The sequence below is a fragment of the Pseudomonas mucoides genome, from assembly GCF_015461845.1.
Lineage (GTDB): Bacteria > Pseudomonadota > Gammaproteobacteria > Pseudomonadales > Pseudomonadaceae > Aquipseudomonas > Aquipseudomonas mucoides.
The window spans coordinates 825,655-845,567 of sequence record NZ_JACOPW010000003.1; the positions used below are offsets into that span (position 1 = coordinate 825,655).

Sequence of the window (19,913 nt, forward strand, 5' to 3'; positions counted from 1 at the left end):
TCCTGGAGTTTTCATGAACACCGCCGCATTGCGCGAGCAGATCCAAAAAGCCCAAACACATGAAGCCGAGACCGGCCTGCTGACGCGTCAGCTGGAAAGCAAACTGCCTCATCTGCATCCTGCCATCCAATTGCCTGAGGCGGACGCCAATGGCGTACTGACACGTTTTGTCGCCGCCTACATCGACGAAGTACCTGATCTGCTGGAAGCAGCCAATGAAGTGGCCAGGGAAGCCGGTATCGAGTCACAGATCAAGCCGGTGCTGAACATTGCCGAACAGTACTTCCTTCAGCCGCCGGACATCATGAACGGTCACGTCGGGCTCGACAGCCTGCTGGATGAAGCCTATCTGGCACACCGTTTTGTCGAAGAGGTCAATGACCTGTACATCAAGCATCTGGGCCAGCCATTGATCCCCTTGGACATGACTGTCGCCAACCTGATTGCCCACCAATTGATCGGTGAGGCGTTTGCCAACCAACTGGACGAAGTGGTGCATCACGCCCTGGACGAGATGCTCGACGACCAGAGCTTTGCCTTGGAATCGGTGGAAGCGTACCGCGAGAAACTCAGCAGCCCGGATACCGGTGCCGCGTGGAAACGCTGGCCGTGCATGTCGCGCCGCTTGGGCGTAGGCCTGGAGCTGGATCAGCCGGCGATTTGATTCAACACAAAACCTGTGGGAGCGAGCTTGCTCGCGATTGCGGTGGGTCAGCCAACATTCATGTTGGATGATCTGGCCCCATCGCGAGCAAGCTTGCTCCCACAGGGTTATTTATCCGGCAGCACCTACGCCGGATGTAGTGCGCAACCGCCCCTCCAACCTGCGCTTCAACCCTCGCGCTTCAATCAGCAGCGTCGAACCCTTGGCTGCATTCGCCCGCCCCCATTCCTCCAGCAACTCCAGGCACGAGTGATCGATGTAGCTCAGGTTATTGAGCGGCACATGCACCGTCGCACCGGCGGGAATGGTGCCCAGCACCTGGGTCAAGGCTGGCACCTTGAGAAAGGTCGCGGCGCCAGTCAGCCGCAACTCCATTTCTCCATCCGCCGGCAGGTCGATCAGGCTGATTTTCAACCGTGAAGCCTTCCACGCCAGTTTCGCCAGCGTCAGGCCGAAGCCAATCAACACACCCGTGAGCAAGTCAGTAAAGATGATTGCCAGCGCAGTCGCCGCGTAGGTGAACATCGGCATCCGACCATAACGGCCCAAGCCTCGAAAGGCCTTGAGATCGACCAGTTTGAAGCCGGTGTAAACCAGCACACCCGCCAGGCTCGCTACCGGAATGCTCTGCAGCACGCTCGACAGCAACAACACGAACGCCAGCAGCCACAAACCGTGGAAGATCGCCGACAGTCGCGTGGTAGCACCGGCCTGCACGTTGGCCGAACTGCGCACGATCACGCCCGTCATCGGCAATGCACCCAATAAACCGCAGAGCATGTTACCCACGCCTTGCGCCGACAATTCCCGGTCGAAATCGGATCGTTGACCGCTGTGCATGCGGTCTACCGCAGCGGCCGACAGCAGGGTTTCGGCGCTGGCGATAAACGCTACGGCGAACGCGGCGACCAACAACGTCGGGTCCGCCAGATTGAGCAAGTCGGCGGGTTTCAGCCAATCGATGGCCTCGGCCAGGTTGGCGGGGACTTCCACGCGTTTGACCTGCAGCGCGAGCATCAGGCTGGCGACCGTCGCCATCCCTACGCCCAGCAGCGCACCTGGAACGAAGCGCAACGAATGAGGCCGGAATTTTTCCCACAACCACATCACCGCCATCGTCGACAGCCCGAGCAACCCGGCTTGCCAGCCGAGCGACGGCAGGGCTTGCATCACCGCGGCTGGAAAGGCCGCCAGGTTATCCAGCCCGGAAGGCTTGGGCACCCCGTCGAGCATGACGTGCACCTGCGACAGCACAATCAGCACGCCAATCCCGGCGAGCATGCCGTATACCACCGCTGGCGCCGTGACCCGAAACCAGCAGCCGAGCCTCAGGCGCCCGGCCACCAATTGCAGGAACCCCGCCAAAAGCAGAATGGGGCCGAGCATGGCGACGCCGTGCTGGCGAACCAGTTCAAACACCAGAACCGCCAAGCCCGCCGCCGGGCCGCTGACTTGCAGCGGAGAGCCGGCCAGCCAGCCCACGACCAGGCCGCCGATGATCCCGGTGATCAAGCCCTTGGCGGGCGGTAATCCTGAAGCGATGGCGATGCCCATGCATAGGGGCAGGGCGACCAGAAACACAACCACCGAGGCCAGCAGCTCCCGAGGCAAAACAGCTTTCAGTTGCGCAGCACGCATAGTGAAGCTCCCGACATTTTTCAGGCATGGCGAAGCCGGGCTGCTAAATCAGCAGCCTCGACTCAACCACACGGGGATTTAGGAGGTGTTAGAAACGCGCTTTGGGCGTTGCCACCGGAATCGGATGGCTGCCATCGAGCGGCAGGAAACACCCCTGGTCCGCGTCGTAAGCTTTGATTTCGCTGGTTTCGATGCTGTAGACCCAGCCATGGATAAACAGCTGACCGTTGGCCATGCGCGAGGCCACCGATGGATGCGTGCGTAAATGCTGTAGCTGAGCGATCACATTCTCTTCGGTGAGGATGTGCATGCTTTCGTTTTCATCAGCGCAATGACAATTTTCCTGGACCATGGTTTTTGCCACTTCGGCATGACGCAACCAGGCTTTGACCGTCGGCATCTTTTCCAGGCTCTGCGGATTGAGTACCGCGCGCATCGCGCCGCAGTCGGAGTGCCCGCAAATGATGATGTGTTGCACACCGAGGGCGAGAACCGCGTACTCGATGGCGGTGGAAACACCGCCGTTCATTTGCCCGTAAGGTGGCACAACGTTGCCGACGTTACGGGTCACGAACAGATCGCCGGGGGCGCTTTGTGTGATCAGTTCAGGAACGATGCGCGAGTCGGCGCAGGCGATGAACATCGCCCGGGGGCTTTGGGCCGTGGCGAGTTTTTTGAAGAGCTCTTCCTGCTGTGGAAAGACCTCGTGATGGAAATGCAAAAAGCCGTCAACGATGTGCTGCAGCGCTGCATCGGCGGTTTCCGCCTCGGGTTGGGCTGAAGCCGACGCAGCCAACGGCTGTTTATCCTTGTCACTCATGAATTCATCCTCATAGACGGAGCCAGGAAAGTGTCCCGTTTTGTCCGGTGTGAAGCCAGTGGCTGTTTAAAAAACATTCAGGTCGCAAAATCCGACCCGTCAGTCACTCGATGAACAAGGTAGCGGTCGAAACTTAACTCAAACTGAATCAAGCGCTCTAGAACGTGTGTTCCAGGTCACAAAAAATGTGACCGGCCTGAGTGGGCTGTTCGTTTCCCACTACTCAACCATAGGTCAATTGTCCTCAAATCAATGACATCTGGCGACCCGGCGGACAGAAGGCTTCACAATCCAGATCGAAACCTTCCCGGCGATTGAGCCCCAGGCGTTTGACGGTTTTGGCAAACCGTTGCGCGAGCAGGTCGGCGAATGGTCCTTCACCGCGCATCCGGGAGCCAAATCGGCTGTCATAGAGTTCCCCGCCACGGCTCTGGCGGATCAGGCTCAACACATGGGCGGCACGCTGCGGATAGTGGGCCGCCAGCCATTCTTCAAACAGCGGCGCAACTTCCAGTGGCAGGCGCAACATCATATAGGCCGCACTCTGCGCACCGGCAGCATGGGCCTCGGTCAGCAGGCTCTCGAGTTCGCTGTCGTTGATCATCGGAATCATCGGCGAGCACAACACACCAACCGGAATACCCGCTTCACGCATCACGCGGATCGCCCGTAACCGGGCCTTGGGTGCGGCGGCGCGCGGTTCGAGGATGCGTTTGAGTTCATCGTCCAGCGTGGTGAGGCTGATCATCACCGCGACCAGTCGCTGGCTGGCGAGTTCGGCCAGCAGGTCCAGGTCACGAAGAATCAGCGAGCCTTTGGTGATGATCGTCACCGGATGACGGTAACGCAGCAGCACTTCGAGGGTATTACGGGTGATTTTGTGCTCGCGCTCGATGGGCTGATATGGATCGGTGTTGGAACCCAGGTTGATCGGCGCACATTGATAGCCGCGTTTGCTCAGCTGTTCTTCCAGCACCTCTGCGGCGTTGGTCTTGGCGATCAGTTTGGTTTCGAAATCCAGCCCCGGCGACATGTCCCAATAGGCGTGACTTGGACGCGCATAGCAATAGATGCAGCCATGTTCGCAACCGCGATAGGGATTGATCGAGCGATCGAAGGGCAAGTCCGGCGAGTTATTGCGGGTAATGATGGTTTTCGCCGTTTCGATGCGCACCTCGGTGCCTTGGGTGACCGGCGCTTCCTGATACCAGCCGTCATCCTCGACCACCGAACGATTCGGCGCGAAGCGGTTGTGCGGGTTGGTGGCGGTGCCGCGACCGCGAGGTGGCAAAGGGGTAGCCATCGACAAGATCCTTTAGCTGTATGTGCATACAGTATACGGCCTTGGCGCCATCGACCAGTGCCGTTCGGCACCTGACAACTTTCGCGCCTCGTCATTATGAGAAACATAAAGTGCGTGGCACTTTATTCTCTGTTGTCAGTATTCTTCGTTTCACACGAAGTTGTCGTGTGCTCACTATTAAAAGGATTTAATAAATGTCTGGCTACAATCAGCGCGGTGTGTTTTTACAACTACAGGCGCCTTCTATCGTTAGTCCAAAAGAAGTTAGGGTTTCCATGCAGTTTGCGTTAAAGGAAGAAGGTTATGACCCTGAAAACCAGGCGCTCACCTATTCTCTGTTGGACTCCAGCACCCGCGAGGCCGTGTCGAATGATGGAGGCGTCACCTTCACCATGACCAACACAGCTGATGTCAACGGGGATGGTGCAATCGACGCGCAAGACAAAGTTGTTTTGATTGCGTTGGCGAAGGCGTATGCAAAGATTATTAATCCTTGATTGCAGTTTGACCAGTGCAATCAATGACTGTTGAAAAGCCACGGGTCCAGGGATGACTTCTAAAACGACACGGAACTTATCCGTGTCGTTTTTTTATGAGTGGAATTTATAGGCAACAAGAAGAAACGGGGGCCGCTGTTCAATTCACGATTCTTTGACGGATGGCTCACAGGCCTTTGACTGCTCACAGCAGAAGCTATGCAGTACTTATTCAACAGGGTTGTCCGAGCATGTCCCGACTGCGCCTCTTGCCTGCGACGTTTTTGCTTTCAATGGCTGCACTTTTCAACCTGACCCTGGCCCATGCGGATGACAGCGCTTCACCCCGCCCGGCTGAGTGGGCTCAATCGGTCGAGGTGCGATACAACCTCTTTCGAATGTCCCCGACGCTCTATCGCAGCGCATTGCCTGACCGTGGAGCCGTTCCTTTGCTGGAAAAGCTGAAGGTAGGAACCGTCATCAATTTCCTGCCCGAGTCGGATAAAAGCTGGCTGTCGACACCAGGGATCACCCAGGTCCAGTTGCCCTACCGCACCAATCACGTGGATGATGCAGATGTACTCAAGGCCCTTCGTGCCATTCAGGCGGCCGAGTCCCACGGTCCTGTGTTGATGCATTGCAAGCACGGTTCCGATCGTACGGGGTTGATGGCGGCCATGTACCGGGTCGTGATCCAGGGCTGGAGCAAGGAAGACGCCCTGAACGAGATGACTGAGGGCGGCTTTGGCGACAGTACTCATTTCAAGGATGGCGTGCGTTACATGATGCAGGCCGATGTCGACAAGCTTCGCACCGCGTTGGCCAATGGCGATTGCAGCACCAGCCCGTTCGCCATGTGTTCGATGAAGAGTTGGTTCAAGTCGGCCCATATTGAGTAACCGTGTGTTTAGCGGGCAATGGCCTCTGGCAACACCGCAAAAACGTCGTCGGTGACTGACCCTCCAAGGAACTCTTTCAGGGCGGTCAGCAGCGAGCGTGAGTCGCCCGGTGAAAAAAATACTTCACGAAAAGCCTTGCCTGTTTGCGGGTTAAAGACCCAATCCAGTTGAAACCGTTTGAACGCCTCGGTCGCCAGGACGCCCGACCACTGGTAGGCGTAAACCGAGGCTGCGTAACCGGTCACCATGTAATCGAACCCATTGGCGAACCGGCTGTATGACGGCAGTTGCAGGTCGGTAATCTCGCGTTGAACATCCTCGAACACTTGCTGAATGCTACGGCCATCACCCCGGCAGTGGTGCAATTCGAAGTCGAGCAAGGCGCCCATCAACAGGCTGGCTGTTTGCCGGCTGGTCTGTGTTTGAACAGCAGCCAGCGCTTTGTTGATTCGCTCCTCGCTCAAGCGCTCACCGGTTTGATAATGAGCCGCCAGCCACAGCAGAAATTCGCCTGACAGGCACCAAAGCTCGAACAATTGACCGGTAAACTCCGCGCTATCACGCCCCAGTTGGGAAATGCCGGAAAGGCTGTGGTGAGGCGAACGGGTCAGAACGTGTTGCAAGCAATGACCGAACTCATGGAAAAGTACCCTCAGATCCTGGTGCGCGAGCAGGCAGGGCTGCTTGTTGACGCCAGGTGTGAAGTTTCCATGGAGCACAGCGATTGGCCGCGTCAGTCGACCCTCGGCGTTTATCCGTCGATTGCGGCGGGTGGCGGTCCAGGGATAGTCCGCAGCCTCCTCTCGGTGGAAAGGATCAAGGTAGATGTACCCGATCACCTGCCCATGCTCGCTGACTTCGAAGAGGCGCACGCTGTCATGCCAATGACTGAACGTTGTCTGCTCGACGATCTGGATGGCAAACATGCGTTCACAGAACAGGCAGAGCCGCCGCAATGTGCCGTCCAGCGGAAAATAAGCACGCAGGTTTTTCAAGTCACCACCGATATTTTGCTGGCGGAACTGTTCGGCCAGAAATTCGTGGTCCCAGGCGCGGACTTCACTGATGCCGCGCTCCAGCGCAAATGCTTTGAGCGCCTGTGTGTCCTGCGCAAGCGCAGGTATCACCTGTGTCACCTGTCGACGCAGGAACGCGCTGACTTGCGTCGTGGACTCCGCCATCTCTGTTGCGAGGTTCAGATGCGCAAAGTTTTCATACCCGAGCAACCGGGCTTTCTGGTGACGAAGGGACAATAGGCGCTCAAGCACTGGTTCATTATCGAATTGCCCGGCGGCGTCAGGACCTTGATCGGAAGCTCGAGTGGAGTAGGCGACAAAATACTCTTCGCGAAGTGCACGATTTTCGGCATACGTCATGATTCGATGATAGGTGTCCTGGTCCAGGTGGATCAGCCAGCCGGACTGCCCTGCATGCCGGGCATTGAGCGCAAGGCGATCCTGAGTGGCCTGGGTTAAGCCTTTGAGCTGCGTGACGTCGTCGATCTGCTTGCACCAGGCCGCACTGGCGCTTTGCAAATTGCTCAAGAACAAACGTTCGAGCAGGCCGATTTCGACGTTCAGTTGCTTCAGCTTCTGGTGTTGTTCGACGGACAACTCGATCCCTGACAAGTGAAACTCGCGCAGAATTTTGCTCAGGACGGCTTTGCGCGCGTCATCGTAATTCTGGGCGGCAGGACTTTGCGCGAGATCCCGGTAGGCTCGCCAAAGCGCGCGATGACCCATCTTCTCTGTTTTGTAATGCGCCAGGGCTTCGCCACACCGCAGACTCGCAGCGCCCCATGTGTTGTCGTCGTGTTTGACCGACATGAGCGTTTCGATGATACCCATGGCTTCATCCAGGCGCGCATCGAGGTCATCAATGGCCAGCACCAGATCATCCCAAGTCGGGAGAGCGGATTGGCTGGCCGTTATTTCAGCAATGATCCGGCGGTTGTCAGCAATGATTGTTTCGATGGCCGGCACCAGATGTTCAGCTCGGATGGCTGACCACGGCGGGAGGTCCCAGTATTGCAAAAAGGGGTTGGTATCAGGCATGGCGTCCTACTTGAATGGCGACTGAAGGATTCAGCCTAAGCAGGAAGCGCGGTGCAGGTGCGGTAGATAAATACCACCTTCCGCCCTTGAACGAGGGGAAGGTGGTGCTGACTCAGTGTTGCTCGTCCGGCTTTTTCTTTAGCTTGGGGTTCGGGAAAAACTGCACGGCCTGAACCTTGGCGTCCGGCACTTTCAGCGCCGACGTATTGACCCGCGTGCCCAATTCCTTGGGTACGGACAGACCTTGTTCATTCAACGTGTCGGAATAACCGCAGGCCACGCACTCGCGGTGCGGGACCTCGTCTTCGTTCCACATCATCAGTTTGTCCGGCTCGCTGCATGCCGGGCAGACCGCCCCGGCGATAAAGCGTTTTTTGGTAATCACAGGTCCCTCACTCATGCTGCCGCGTCCTCACTCAGGCCGCTGTGGCGCAAGAGTGCGTCAATCGAAGGCGCACGGCCACGGAAGTCGACGAACAGCACCATCGGCTCCTGGGAACCACCGCGGGCCAGGATGGCTTCGCGGAACGCTCGACCGGTCTCGGCATTGAGTACGCCTTCTTCTTCGAACTTCGAGAACGCATCCGCCGACAGTACTTCCGCCCATTTGTAACTGTAGTAACCCGCCGCGTAACCACCAGCGAAGATGTGCGCAAAGCTATTCGGGAAACGGTTGTAGGCCGGTGGACGCATGACCGACACCTCGTCACGCACCCCTTCGAGCACCTGAGCCACGCTGCGACCATCGCCATGGGTGGCGTGCAGTTCGAAGTCGAACAGCGAGAACTCCAGCTGACGCACCATCATCAGGCCGGACTGGAAGTTTTTCGCCGCGAGCATTTTCTGCAGCAGGTCTTGAGGCAGGGGCTCGCCGGTTTCGTAGTGACCGGAGATCAGCGCCAGGCCTTCCGGCTCCCAGCACCAGTTTTCCATGAACTGGCTCGGCAGCTCGACCGCATCCCAGGCCACGCCGTTGATGCCGGAAACGCCGGCGTGTTCGACGCGGGTCAGCAGGTGATGCAGGCCGTGACCGAATTCGTGGAACAGGGTGGTGACTTCATCGTGGGTCAGCAGCGCAGGCTTGCCGCTGTCGGCCGGGGTGAAGTTGCACACCAGGTTGGCCACCGGGTTTTGCAGCACGCCTTCAGCGGTGCGGCGACGGTCACGGGCGCCGTCCATCCATGCACCGCCGCGCTTGTTGGCGCGGGCATAGAGGTCGAAGAAGAAGCGGCCGACGTGCTGGCCGTTTTCCTTGATTTCGAACAGGCGAACGTCCGGGTGCCAGGTGTCGAAGCCTTTCTGTTCGGCAATCTCGATGCCGTACAGACGCTGCACGATGGCAAACAGGCCGCCCAACACTTTGTCGATCGGGAAGTAGGCGCGAAGCGCTTCCTGGGCAACGCTGTAACGCTGCTCGCGCAGTTTTTCACCGTAGAAACCGCTGTCCCAGCTTTGCAGGTCCGGGCAGCCTTGTTCGGCGGCGTAGGCTTTGAGTTGTTCCAGGTCCTGCGCGGCGAATGGCTTGCTGCGCTTGGCCAGGTCGCGCAGGAAGCTGAGCACCTGATCGCTGGACTCAGCCATTTTGGTGGCCAGGCTCAGTTCGGAGAAGCTGGCGAAGCCGAGCAGTCTGGCCAGTTCCTGACGCAGGTCGAGGATTTCTTCCATGACCGGGCCGTTGTCGTTCTGACCGGCATTCGGGCCCTGGTCCGACGCACGGGTGCAGTAGGCGGCGTAGACTTCTTCGCGCAGGGCACGGTCTTGGGCGTAGGTCATCACCGCGTAGTAGCTCGGGAATTCCAGGGTGATCAGAAAGCCTTCCAGGCCCTTGGCCTGTGCGGCGGCGGCCATTTGCGCCTTGGACGAATCGGTCAGGCCGGCGAGGGTGGCTTCATCGGTGACGTGTTTGGTCCATGCCTGAGTGGCGTCGAGCAGTTGGTTGGAGAAACGGCTGCCCAGTTCCGAGAGCTTGCTCTGCACTTCGGCGTAGCGTTTCTGCTCGGCTTCCGGCAGATCTATACCCGACAGACGGAAGTCGCGCAGGGAGTGTTCCAGGATAGTTTTCTGCGCCACATCGAAACCGGCGGCTTCCGGGCTGTTGGCCAGGGCTTCAAAGGCTTCGAACAGTTCGCGGTTCTGGCCCAGCTCGGTGGAGTAGGCGCTCAAGGCCGGGAGGCAGGATTCGTAGGCTTCACGCAATTCGGCGCTGTTGCACACGGCATTCAAATGGCTGACCGGGCTCCAGGCGGCGCCCAGGCGATCATTGAGCTCGTCCATCGCCAGCACCAGGCCGGCCCAGGTCGGTTGTTTGCCCTGGGTCTTGAGGATCTCGATAATGGCGGCGCGGTTGTCAGCCAGGATCTGTTCAATGGCCGGTTGCACGTGTTCGGCACGGATCGCCGAGAACGGCGGCAGGTCGTAGGACTGCAAAAGAGGGTTGTTCACGCTCACGGTTGGCACCTTGGCTGGAAGAAACATGCGGCCATCTTAATTACAATCGACGCTCACCGCAGCTATCAGCAACAGAGAGAAACCCTATCGTGAACCTTCGCAAGTACCAGAACCACACGCCGCTGCTGGGCAAAGGCGCTTTTGTCGACGGATCGGCGGTGGTAATCGGCGACGTTGAAATCGGCGAAGACAGCTCTGTCTGGCCGCTGACAGTGATCCGCGGCGACATGCACCGCATCCGCATCGGCGCGCGTACCAGTGTTCAGGACGGCTGCGTGCTGCACATCACCCATGCCGGCCCGTTCAATCCCGATGGTTTTCCGTTGCTGATCGGCGACGATGTGACCATCGCGCATAAAGTCATGCTGCACGGGTGCAGCGTGGGCAGCCGGGTGCTGATCGGCATGGGCAGCATCGTCATGGACGGTGCAGTGGTCGAGGATGACGTGATCATCGGCGCTGGCAGCCTGGTGCCACCGGGCAAACGTCTGGATAGCGGCTTCCTGTATGTGGGCAGCCCGGTGAAACAGATCCGCCCGCTGACCGACAAGGAAAAAGCCTTTTTTACCTACAGCGCGGCGAATTACGCGAAGCTCAAGGATTTGCATCTGGCTGAAGGTTACGACCAGCTCTGACTCCGCCCCGCTATTGCCCAGGATTATTCATGCATTACCCAACCGTTTTATTCGACCTCGATGGCACCCTGACCGACCCGCGCGAGGGCATCACACGTTCGATCCAGTTTGCCCTGAGCAAACTGGGCATCGATGAGCCTGACCTGACCAAGCTGGAACACTTCATCGGCCCGCCGTTGTTGCAGGCGTTCATGCAGTTTTACGACTTCGATGAGCCCAAGGCCTGGGAGGCGGTGAGTTTTTATCGCGAACGTTTCAAGGTCACCGGCCTCTACGAGAACCGCGTGTTCGACGGCGTCACCCCGCTGCTGGAAACCTTGGGTGGGCAAGGGCGTCAGTTATACATCGCGACGTCCAAGCCATGGGTCTTTGCCCGGGAAATCGCCCGGCACTTTGATTTCGCGAAGCACTTCAAGGTGATCTACGGCAGTGAGCTGGATGGCACGCGGACGAATAAGGTCGAGTTAATTGCGCATTTGATGGCTGAAGAGGGGCTGGATCCTGCCAATACCCTGATGATTGGCGATCGTAAGCATGACCTGATCGGTGCGCGCAGTAATGGGCTGGACTCGGCGGCTGTGGGGTATGGGTTTGGTAGCCACGAAGAGTTGAGTGCAGAAGCACCGACTTATCACTTTGAAACGCTGGATGAGATGCATCGGGCGTTTTTGCAGCGCTAGTTGGATCGCCATCGCGAGCAAGCTCGCGATGAGGCCGCTCAGCCAGCAAAAGCTCCAGATTCTGCCAACGCCTTCAACGCCGCCTTCCGCTCCCCAACCGGCAGCACCCCTAGCTTCTCGACCGCCGCATAGAACCTCACCCAATCTCCACCCTCGTGCCGAAACAACGCCGTAAACCCCGGCACCCATTGGTCATACAACCCAAACGGCACCAGCCGGGCATTGTTCATCGGCGCATTAACCCAGGCGTCATAGCGTCTGTCCCCCGCCCATTGGCTGTCACGTAACTGCCGGTATTCGCTGCGCAGTCGCTCGAACTCAGCGGCCTTGCGTTGGCGCATCTGATCCACAGGCAAGGGCAGGGCGTAAAGCGTTTCAAGGCGCGTGCGAGTCTCCAGCACCAATCGGGTGAATTGATCCCGGCGCCGCACCTGGGCGCCGTTGTCCGGTGGCAGGCCTCGGGATGCGCGCCATTGGCGCGTGCCTTCCTGCTCGACAAAGCTGGCGAAAGACTCGTTGAACTCGGTGTCATCCTTCACATAAACACGTTGATGCGCCAGCTCATGGAAAATCAGGGTCGCCAGCCGCTCGTCGCCCCAGCCCATCATTGAGCTGATGATCGGATCGTTGAACCAGCCAAGCGTCGAGTACGCCTCGACACCCCCAATCGAAACGTCCATACCTTGCAGGCGCTGCACGGCGGCCTCGCCTCGGGCGGCGCTCTGGCTGTAGTAGCCGCGATAGGCGACGCAGCCGGCGATCGGGAAGCAATGGTTTTGCGGCTTCAGGGAAAATTCCGGGGTGACGAAGACATTCCAGACCACGAACGGACGGCCTATATCGGCGTACAGGCGATAGCTTTGATTGTCCGGCAGGTGCAGATGCTCACTGGCGAATGTCCGGGCTTTTTGCGATTGGGCCAGGTGCGCACGAAGTTTCTGATCGCGGGATGGATCGGCAATCACCTCGGCAACCGGCTCACGGGCCCGCAGCAATTGCAGCTGGCCACTGGCCAATTGGCCGTAATAGCTGACGCTGGCACAACCGTTGAGCAACAAAAGCAACACACCCGGAAACAAAACGCGCAAAACGCGATCAAGTAACCCAAGGCTTGGAAACGGCCTGATCAAAATAAAATCATCCCTGGAAAGTCTGCCCGCAAGACTATCCCGCCTGACTGGAGCTGCGCTATGCACAAGTTGATGCTGACGGGGGGCCTGTTGTTGCTGACGGGCTGTGCTGGATTCGGATTCCCTCACCACGATCCGGCGCAAGCGTGGATTGACCTGGAATCAAAACAGCAAGACACGGCACTGCAAGCAGTGGAAGTCGATGACAAAGCCTCCGACGACAAGCGCTATTTCCAGGTGCAGCCCGGTAGTCATGAGCTGACGGTGCGCTACCAGTTCGCGGTTCAGCCGACCAACATCGGTCCTGACGCCGAGCCGTTGTGGCGTGACTGCCAGCTGAATGTGAAATTCAGCGACTTCAACGCTGGTGAACGCTATCAGCTGCAAGCGGGGAACATCGGTTTTCGGCCGTGGGCAAAACTCTATAACCAACAGCGAAAAGTGATTGGCCAAGGCACACCGGCAGGCTGCCAACACACCTGATCAGCGTTATGCTGAATGTCCGAATCAGTGGGACATTCATCATGCGCAGGTTGATGCTGTTGCTCGCCGCCAGTGTGGTTGCTGGCTGTCAGAGCCCATTGCCGGCGGTTAATCCGCAGATGGCCTGGGTCGACTTTTCTACGCCATTCCCGAACGACAAGTTGTTGATGGCCGAGCGACTGGATAAACAGCGGTTGAACGACGGGCGTTTTTTCCAGGTTACGCCCGGCAGCCACGTCTTGCTCGTTCGATTCGACTTTGAAATCCCCGGTGGTGGCGGGTTGGGGGTCATGGACGGTCCAACGGAACGGCTGTGCTACCTGACCATCAAGTACGATCATTTCGAAGCCGGTCAGCGTTATGTGCTGGTCGGCCAGTCGATCGTGTTTACGCCTGGTGCCCGGTTGTACAACGCCAAGCGCGAGATCGTCGCTGAAGACAGTGAGTCCTATTGCCTCATGTGAGGCGAATCAGCGGTCATTTTTTTGATAGATGATGGCTTTGGTACCGTTGTCACACGTGCCGACAATCATCGCAATGTCGTGCTTCTCGGCTTCTTCCTTCGAGACAATTTCCAGCGTGTAGGAGGGCACGGCGTTTGCCTGAATCTTGATTTCGATCTCGTTCTTGAGTTCTTCACACGATTTCGGCGCTGCAAAGGCCGATGTAGCCAGTGCGCAACAGATAACCGTCAAGGCAAAACGTTTCATGGTTGAAGCTCCTTTGAAGCAGTGCGCAGGGTAATGCGCTTTCACTGCTGTCATTTATTCGACCACATTTTCGCGGGTCAGGTTTTGTCCGAGCGCAAAAAAAGACCGCAACCTGCTTGAGGCTGCGATCTTTTATCCGAGACTGCGGCTCAGCTGAGCAGCGTCGCATCCAGACTGATTTTCGCATTCAACACTTTGGAAACCGGGCAGCCTTCTTTGGCTTTATTGCTCAGTTCCTCAAATTGCGCCTGAGTCGCCCCAGGGATTTTCGCCTTGAGGATCAACTTCACGGCGGTGATCGCAAAACCGCCGTCCACCTGATCCAGGGTGACTTCGGCGTTGGTGTCGATGCTGTCAGCCTTGAGACCGGCATCGCCCAGAATCATTGAAAACGCCATCGAGAAACAGCCCGCGTGTGCGGCACCGATCAACTCTTCCGGATTGGTGCCCTTGCCGCCTTCGAAGCGCGCCTTGAAGCCGTAAGGCGCTTCTCTGAGCACGCCGGTTTCAGTGGAGATCGAGCCGATGCCGGTTTTCAGGTCACCTTCCCAATGAGCCGATGCTTTCTTCGTAATAGCCATATCTGCCTCCTCAAGTTCCCGGCACGAGCGTCGCGCCTTCGTGGTTTTCGGTTGCTAAGGGTTCTGAGGATAGTCGGCGGTGCAAAGTTCACCCGATCGGGTTAATTCCTACCGTTTACGTAGGTTTTTTTGCCTTGGCTATTGAAACTCGGGTATATGCCCTTATTGATGAAACACGCTTATGGATTCGGCAGGTTTTCGTTTACGAGAAAAAACCTGCGACCTCAATTGGAGTAGCAGGTTTATGAAACGACTGTCCGACATCAAGTTCTCGACCCTTGATCTGGTGCCCGTGCGTGAAAACGGCAGCGCGGCCCAGTCGCTGCGCAACTCCCTGGACCTGGCGCAACACGTCGAAAAATTCGGCTACAACCGCTTCTGGGTCGCCGAACACCACAACATGGACGGCATCGCCAGCTCGGCGACGTCGGTGTTGCTGGGTTATCTGGCGGGTGGCACGTCGACCATTCGGGTCGGTTCGGGTGGCGTAATGCTGCCTAACCACGCGCCGTTGGTGATCGCCGAGCAGTTCGGCACTCTGGAAAGTCTGTATCCGGGGCGTATTGACCTGGGCCTGGGCCGCGCGCCCGGTTCCGATCAAATGACTGCCCGCGCGCTGCGCCGCGAACGTTCCGGCAGCGCCGACGATTTCCCGGAAGACGTGGCCGAACTGATGCGTTACCTCGGCCCGCGCACCCCGGACCAGCGGATCATCGCCATGCCCGGCACCGGCACCAATGTCCCGGTCTGGCTGCTGGGCTCCAGTCTGTTCAGTGCACAACTGGCCGGCGAGCGCGGGTTGCCCTACGCCTTCGCCTCCCATTTCGCACCGCGTTTCATGCATGAGGCGATTCGCGTCTACCGCAATCACTTCAAGCCTTCAGCGGTATTGGATAAACCCTACGTGATGCTCGGCGTGCCACTGGTGGCGGCGGATACCGATGAGCAGGCCGATTACCTGGCGACGTCGGTTTATCAGCGGATTCTCGCGTTGATGCGTGGACAGAGTCTGGTGCAACGTCCGCCGGTGAAAACCATGGACGGGTTGTGGTTGCCGCATGAGCGCGAAGCGGTCAGTGATTTCCTCGGATTGGCCATGGTGGGCAGCCCGCAGAAAATCCGCGCCAAGCTGGATGTGCTGGTTGAGCAGACCCAAGCCGACGAGCTGATTTTTACCTGCGATCTGTATGAGCACGCCGACCGTGTCCACTCCTATGAACTGCTGGCACAGGTCATGAAGGGCTGAGATTAAAGCGCCCATAAAAAAGCCGACGCAGTGCGTCGGCTTTTTCATTTAAAGCGCAATCAGGTTACTTCTTGTAGACGATGACCTTGGTGCCCGCTTCGCATTTGCCGACAATTTTCCCGCCGGCAGCGGCACCTTTATCGACGATTTCCAGCGAGTAACCGGCAACGCCCTTGGCATCCAGCTTCGCAGCGATTTCGGCTTTCAGCTCTTCGCACGATTTGCCGCCCGCAAACGCAGTACCCGCAAGGCTCAACAAACCAACTGCCAACATAAATTTCTTCATCGGTCGCATTCCCTGGTCGGATCAATAGGGGCATCCAGCGATTCGCCGGATACACACATGTAGCGCTTTGCCATTCCCTATGGCACTCGGCCAGCGCGCAAGTTCAGAAGACTAGCTCAAACTCAGCTGCTGGCAATCCGGAACCCGACTTTGAGCGTCACCTGAAAGTGCGCCGCCTTGCCGTCTTTGATGTGCCCGCGGGTTTCGGTCACTTCAAACCATTCCATGTACTTGAGGCTTTTGCTGGCTTCGGCCAGTGCGTTATTGATGGCGTCTTCAATGCTGCTGGTGGACGAGCCGACCAGTTCGACTTTTTTGTAGGTGTGATGGTCAGTCATGGCGTTCTCCTCAGGGTGTGAATTACAGCCTAGCAGTGATTTTTCGTCTTACTGGCGTCGGCCAATCTGAAAGGGACGTGCAGATTTACTGCACTTTCTCCAACCCCTGAAGTCCCAACCAACACACGCCACTCAATCAATGCAGGAGAGCCACCATGGCCAACACTTCATTACGTAAAGCCTCATTGCAAAGCATGGAAGCCGAAATCGAGAGTCTGCTGAAATCGTTGGAAAGCCTGAAGGACGATGCGTCGGACGAGTCGCGTAGAACCCTCAAAACCCTGAAAGCCAACGCCGAAAGCGCGCTGAAACATTCCCGTCATCTGCTCAGCGATGCGTACGAAGACGTCAAAGTCAAAACCCGTGAAACCGGGATCGCCACTCGGGACTACGCCCAGGAACACCCTTGGACGACGGCCGGTGTTGCCGTGGGTGCGTTGGGTCTTCTAGCGGCCTACCTGCTGTGCAAACGCGGGGATTAATCCGCTCGGTGCAGTTCGTTCTTGAGCCACTGCGCCAGTTGCCGAGCCCGCCCGTCCGCGGCGCGCTTGGGTAGCCACAATGCCAGTTGCGCCGGGGTTTCACTGAAGCCCCATGGCGCAACCAGGCGACCGGCCTTCACGTCCTCGGCCACCAGTGGCTCCGGCGCAATCGCCACTCCAAGTCCGGCCACAGCGGCTTCCAGCAAGTAATACAAATGCTCAAATCCCTGACCGTACTTCAACGCCTTGGCGTCGAGGCCGCTTTGCTGCGCCCAACTCGGCCACGCTTGGGGTCGTGAGGTGGTGTGAAGCAACGGTTCGTTCAGCAGCGCTGTGGCCGGCGCGCCTTGCAACCTTTCGTAGCCGGCGAATCGCGGGCTCATGACCGGGCCGATCCGCTCACTGGTCAATTCATAGACCTGCATGTCCGCGGGCCATGGCGGCTCCGCAAACACCAGCAATGCATCAAGCCCCGGCCGACGTGGATCGAGATCGCCTTCGCCGGCGGACAGGTGCAGGCGCAGATCTGGCAGGTCTGCATTCAGCCGTCCCAGGCGTGGAATAAACCAGCGTGCGAGCAAACTTCCCGAGCAGCCGAGCACGAAGGGCGCATCGGCGGTGCTTCGCGTCAGCTCCGCACACACCGTGCGTAACCGCTCGAACGCTTCGCCGCTGGCGTCGCGCAATCGAATGCCGGCATCTGTGAGTTTAAGGCCGCGACCGTCCTTGACGAACAGGCTGACCCCGAGGTGTTCTTCGAGCACCTTGAGCTGGCGGCTGACCGCGCCATGGGTGACGTGCAGCTGTTCGGCGGCCTGACTGACGCTGTTCAGACGAGCAGTGGCTTCAAAGGCGCGAAGGGCGTTCAGCGGGGGAAGGTCGTGGCTCATGTGATCTGTGAGTTTTCCTGACAGGTTGCGGCGATCTTATCGGTTTTCAGGTCGGGGCGTCAGGGGTAGAGTTAAGTCCATTGTCATCTCACGCATTCACTGGAGCGACCCATGACCCAGACTAATCTGCGCACCGGCCCCGACGCCAACGGCCTGTTTGGCGCGTTCGGTGGCCGCTACGTCGCCGAAACCCTGATGCCGTTGGTCCTTGACCTGGCCCGCGAATACGAAGCGGCCAAGGAAGATCCGGCATTCAAAGAAGAATTGGCCTACTTCCAGCGTGATTATGTCGGACGTCCAAGCCCTCTTTACTATGCCGAACGCCTGACCGAGTTCTGCGGCGGCGCGAAGATTTACCTCAAGCGCGAAGAGCTGAACCACACTGGCGCGCACAAGATCAACAACTGCATCGGCCAGATCCTGCTGGCGCGGCGCATGGGCAAGAAACGCATCATCGCTGAAACTGGTGCAGGCATGCACGGCGTGGCCACTGCCACCGTGGCCGCGCGTTTTGGCCTCGATTGCGTGATCTACATGGGCACCACCGACATCGAACGTCAGCAAGCCAACGTGTTCCGCATGAAGCTGTTGGGCGCCGAAGTGATCCCGGTAGTATCCGGCACCGGTACGTTGAAAGACGCGATGAACGAAGCCCTGCGTGACTGGGTGACCAACGTCGACAACACCTTCTACCTGATCGGCACCGTGGCCGGTCCGCACCCTTATCCGGCGATGGTTCGCGACTTCCAGGCCGTGATCGGCAAGGAAACCCGTGAACAGCTGCAAGCCCAGGAAGGCCGTCTGCCGGACAGCCTGGTGGCGTGCATCGGCGGCGGTTCCAACGCCATGGGCCTGTTTCACCCGTTCCTTGACGACAAGAGCGTCGAGATCATTGGTGTTGAAGCCGCCGGTTACGGCATCGAAACCGGCAAGCATGCGGCCAGCCTGAATGGCGGCGTACCGGGCGTGCTGCACGGCAACCGTACTTTCCTGTTGCAGGACGACGATGGCCAGATCATCGACGCCCACTCGATTTCCGCCGGCCTCGACTACCCGGGTATCGGCCCGGAACATGCGTGGTTGCATGACATCGGCCGCGTTCAGTACACCTCGGTGACCGACGACGAAGCCCTCGATGCGTTCCACAAATGCTGCCGCCTGGAAGGGATCATTCCTGCACTGGAAAGCGCCCACGCCTTGGCCGAAGTGTTCAAACGCGCACCGACCCTGCCGAAAGATCACCTGATGGTGGTCAACCTGTCCGGCCGTGGCGACAAAGACATGCAAACCGTGATGCACCATATGGAACAATCGACGCAGGAGAAACACTGATGAGCCGCCTGCAAACGCGCTTTGCCGAACTCAAGGAACAGAACCGCGCCGCCCTCGTGACCTTCGTCACCGCCGGCGACCCGAGCTATGACACTTCCCTGGCGATCCTTAAAGGCTTACCCGCGGCGGGCGCCGATGTGATCGAGTTGGGCATGCCCTTCACCGATCCGATGGCCGATGGCCCGGCGATTCAGCTGGCCAACATCCGCGCCTTGGGCGCCAAGCAGAACCTGGCGAAAACCCTGCAAATGGTTCGCGAGTTCCGTGAAGGCAACACCGAGACGCCGCTGGTGTTGATGGGTTACTTCAACCCGATCCACATGTATGGCGTGCCGCGTTTCATTGCCGACGCCAAAGAGGCCGGCGTTGATGGTCTGATCGTGGTCGACTTGCCGCCGGAACATAACGGCGAGTTGTGCGACCCGGCTCAGGCTGCGGGCCTGGACTTCATTCGTCTGACCACGCCGACCACCGATGACGTGCGCCTGCCGACCGTTCTGAACGGCAGCTCCGGCTTTGTTTACTACGTGTCGGTGGCGGGTGTGACCGGCGCGGGCGCGGCGACGCTGGAACACGTTGAAGAGGCGGTTGCCCGTCTGCGTCGCCACACTGATTTGCCGATCAGCATCGGTTTCGGCATTCGGACTCCAGAGCAAGCCGCGTCCATTGCGCGTCTGGCGGACGGTGTTGTGGTGGGCTCGGCATTAATCGATCACATCGCCAATGCTTCAACGCCTGATCAGGCGATTGATGGCGTGTTGAGCCTTTGCGCGGCGCTGGCAGAAGGCGTGCGTAAGGCTCGCGTCAGCTGAAGGTAA

Annotated in this window: 23 protein-coding genes; 11 read left to right on the forward strand and 12 right to left on the reverse strand. The window is 58.5% G+C overall.

Annotated features, from left to right (window positions below; genetic code table 11):
- Nucleotides 1-13: 13 nt before the first annotated feature.
- Nucleotides 14-664 carry a hypothetical protein gene (locus tag H8F22_RS18635; protein ID WP_194940532.1) on the forward strand — a complete coding sequence of 217 codons (651 nt, stop codon included), beginning with the start codon at nucleotides 14-16 and terminating at the stop codon, nucleotides 662-664.
- 111 nt (nucleotides 665-775) lie between these two features.
- Here the strand turns inward: H8F22_RS18635 and H8F22_RS18640 are convergent, their stop codons facing one another.
- The 3 genes from H8F22_RS18640 to H8F22_RS18650 form a co-directional block, all read right to left on the reverse strand.
- Nucleotides 776-2,302, reverse strand: coding sequence for a SulP family inorganic anion transporter (locus H8F22_RS18640; RefSeq protein ID WP_194940533.1), 1,527 nt, complete (start codon nucleotides 2,300-2,302; stop codon nucleotides 776-778).
- Between the two features lie 88 nt (nucleotides 2,303-2,390).
- Entirely contained in the window at nucleotides 2,391-3,122 is a 732-nt protein-coding gene (locus H8F22_RS18645; protein ID WP_027926126.1) for a carbonic anhydrase, read from the reverse strand.
- Between the two features lie 244 nt (nucleotides 3,123-3,366).
- Nucleotides 3,367-4,425 (reverse strand): PA0069 family radical SAM protein, encoded by a 1,059-nt coding sequence (locus tag H8F22_RS18650; protein ID WP_194940534.1) that lies wholly within the window; start codon nucleotides 4,423-4,425, stop codon nucleotides 3,367-3,369.
- A 194-nt stretch (nucleotides 4,426-4,619) separates the two neighbouring features.
- Between H8F22_RS18650 and H8F22_RS18655 the strand changes: the two genes are divergently transcribed.
- Nucleotides 4,620-4,922 carry a hypothetical protein gene (locus H8F22_RS18655; RefSeq protein WP_059181876.1) on the forward strand — a complete coding sequence of 101 codons (303 nt, stop codon included), beginning with the start codon at nucleotides 4,620-4,622 and terminating at the stop codon, nucleotides 4,920-4,922.
- A 230-nt stretch (nucleotides 4,923-5,152) separates the two neighbouring features.
- Nucleotides 5,153-5,800, forward strand: a complete 648-nt coding sequence (locus H8F22_RS18660; RefSeq protein ID WP_027926123.1) for a dual specificity protein phosphatase family protein — start codon at nucleotides 5,153-5,155, stop codon at nucleotides 5,798-5,800.
- Between the two features lie 8 nt (nucleotides 5,801-5,808).
- Here the strand turns inward: H8F22_RS18660 and H8F22_RS18665 are convergent, their stop codons facing one another.
- The 3 genes from H8F22_RS18665 to prlC form a co-directional block, all read right to left on the reverse strand.
- On the reverse strand, nucleotides 5,809-7,854 hold the full coding sequence (locus H8F22_RS18665; protein WP_027926122.1) for a M3 family metallopeptidase: 2,046 nt from the start codon (nucleotides 7,852-7,854) through the stop codon (nucleotides 5,809-5,811).
- Nucleotides 7,855-7,966: 112 nt separating this feature from the next.
- The gene (locus H8F22_RS18670) at nucleotides 7,967-8,254 is read right to left on the reverse strand and encodes a YheV family putative zinc ribbon protein (RefSeq protein ID WP_008152496.1); all 288 of its coding nucleotides are present in this window, start codon (nucleotides 8,252-8,254) and stop codon (nucleotides 7,967-7,969) included.
- A complete protein-coding gene (prlC, locus tag H8F22_RS18675; RefSeq protein ID WP_172825922.1) occupies nucleotides 8,251-10,329 on the reverse strand; it encodes an oligopeptidase A in 2,079 nt (692 codons plus the stop codon). The genes H8F22_RS18670 and prlC overlap by 4 nt, the downstream gene beginning before the upstream one ends.
- 62 nt (nucleotides 10,330-10,391) lie before the next feature.
- Between prlC and H8F22_RS18680 the strand changes: the two genes are divergently transcribed.
- Together H8F22_RS18680 and H8F22_RS18685 are read left to right on the forward strand one after the other, a co-directional pair.
- The gene (locus H8F22_RS18680; protein ID WP_027926120.1) at nucleotides 10,392-10,937 is read left to right on the forward strand and encodes a gamma carbonic anhydrase family protein; all 546 of its coding nucleotides are present in this window, start codon (nucleotides 10,392-10,394) and stop codon (nucleotides 10,935-10,937) included.
- Nucleotides 10,938-10,966: 29 nt separating this feature from the next.
- Entirely contained in the window at nucleotides 10,967-11,617 is a 651-nt protein-coding gene (locus tag H8F22_RS18685) for an HAD family hydrolase (RefSeq protein ID WP_027926119.1), read from the forward strand.
- Between the two features lie 38 nt (nucleotides 11,618-11,655).
- Here H8F22_RS18685 and H8F22_RS18690 read toward each other — a convergent pair whose 3' ends face one another.
- The gene (locus tag H8F22_RS18690; protein WP_027926118.1) at nucleotides 11,656-12,747 is read right to left on the reverse strand and encodes an aminopeptidase; all 1,092 of its coding nucleotides are present in this window, start codon (nucleotides 12,745-12,747) and stop codon (nucleotides 11,656-11,658) included.
- A gap of 60 nt (nucleotides 12,748-12,807) precedes the next feature.
- Here H8F22_RS18690 and H8F22_RS18695 point away from each other — a divergent pair, with 60 nt between their 5' ends.
- Together H8F22_RS18695 and H8F22_RS18700 are read left to right on the forward strand one after the other, a co-directional pair.
- A complete protein-coding gene (locus H8F22_RS18695) occupies nucleotides 12,808-13,230 on the forward strand; it encodes a PA0061/PA0062 family lipoprotein (protein ID WP_027926117.1) in 423 nt (140 codons plus the stop codon).
- A gap of 41 nt (nucleotides 13,231-13,271) precedes the next feature.
- Nucleotides 13,272-13,694 carry a PA0061/PA0062 family lipoprotein gene (locus tag H8F22_RS18700; RefSeq protein WP_027926116.1) on the forward strand — a complete coding sequence of 141 codons (423 nt, stop codon included), beginning with the start codon at nucleotides 13,272-13,274 and terminating at the stop codon, nucleotides 13,692-13,694.
- 6 nt (nucleotides 13,695-13,700) lie between these two features.
- Here the strand turns inward: H8F22_RS18700 and H8F22_RS18705 are convergent, their stop codons facing one another.
- Nucleotides 13,701-13,940, reverse strand: coding sequence for a DUF1161 domain-containing protein (locus H8F22_RS18705; protein ID WP_027926115.1), 240 nt, complete (start codon nucleotides 13,938-13,940; stop codon nucleotides 13,701-13,703).
- A gap of 149 nt (nucleotides 13,941-14,089) precedes the next feature.
- On the reverse strand, nucleotides 14,090-14,521 hold the full coding sequence (locus tag H8F22_RS18710) for an OsmC family protein (protein ID WP_027926114.1): 432 nt from the start codon (nucleotides 14,519-14,521) through the stop codon (nucleotides 14,090-14,092).
- Between the two features lie 244 nt (nucleotides 14,522-14,765).
- Between H8F22_RS18710 and H8F22_RS18715 the strand changes: the two genes are divergently transcribed.
- On the forward strand, nucleotides 14,766-15,767 hold the full coding sequence (locus H8F22_RS18715) for an LLM class flavin-dependent oxidoreductase (protein WP_027926113.1): 1,002 nt from the start codon (nucleotides 14,766-14,768) through the stop codon (nucleotides 15,765-15,767).
- A gap of 64 nt (nucleotides 15,768-15,831) precedes the next feature.
- On the opposite strand, the gene H8F22_RS18720 is transcribed toward H8F22_RS18715, so the two are convergent.
- Both H8F22_RS18720 and H8F22_RS18725 read right to left on the reverse strand, forming a co-directional pair.
- On the reverse strand, nucleotides 15,832-16,053 hold the full coding sequence (locus H8F22_RS18720) for a DUF1161 domain-containing protein (protein WP_027926112.1): 222 nt from the start codon (nucleotides 16,051-16,053) through the stop codon (nucleotides 15,832-15,834).
- 122 nt (nucleotides 16,054-16,175) lie between these two features.
- The gene (locus tag H8F22_RS18725; RefSeq protein WP_008027736.1) at nucleotides 16,176-16,391 is read right to left on the reverse strand and encodes a dodecin; all 216 of its coding nucleotides are present in this window, start codon (nucleotides 16,389-16,391) and stop codon (nucleotides 16,176-16,178) included.
- Between the two features lie 155 nt (nucleotides 16,392-16,546).
- Here H8F22_RS18725 and H8F22_RS18730 point away from each other — a divergent pair, with 155 nt between their 5' ends.
- On the forward strand, nucleotides 16,547-16,873 hold the full coding sequence (locus tag H8F22_RS18730; protein ID WP_140665532.1) for a DUF883 family protein: 327 nt from the start codon (nucleotides 16,547-16,549) through the stop codon (nucleotides 16,871-16,873).
- On the opposite strand, the gene H8F22_RS18735 is transcribed toward H8F22_RS18730, so the two are convergent.
- Nucleotides 16,870-17,763: a LysR family transcriptional regulator gene (locus H8F22_RS18735; RefSeq protein ID WP_027926110.1), complete on the reverse strand. Its 894-nt coding sequence runs from the start codon at nucleotides 17,761-17,763 to the stop codon at nucleotides 16,870-16,872. The two genes, H8F22_RS18730 and H8F22_RS18735, sit on opposite strands and share 4 nt — an antisense overlap.
- 111 nt (nucleotides 17,764-17,874) lie before the next feature.
- Here H8F22_RS18735 and trpB point away from each other — a divergent pair, with 111 nt between their 5' ends.
- Together trpB and trpA are read left to right on the forward strand one after the other, a co-directional pair.
- On the forward strand, nucleotides 17,875-19,095 hold the full coding sequence (gene trpB, locus H8F22_RS18740) for a tryptophan synthase subunit beta (protein WP_027926109.1): 1,221 nt from the start codon (nucleotides 17,875-17,877) through the stop codon (nucleotides 19,093-19,095).
- A complete protein-coding gene (gene trpA / locus H8F22_RS18745) occupies nucleotides 19,095-19,907 on the forward strand; it encodes a tryptophan synthase subunit alpha (protein WP_027926108.1) in 813 nt (270 codons plus the stop codon). Before trpB ends, trpA begins: the two co-directional genes overlap by 1 nt.
- Nucleotides 19,908-19,913: the final 6 nt, after the last annotated feature.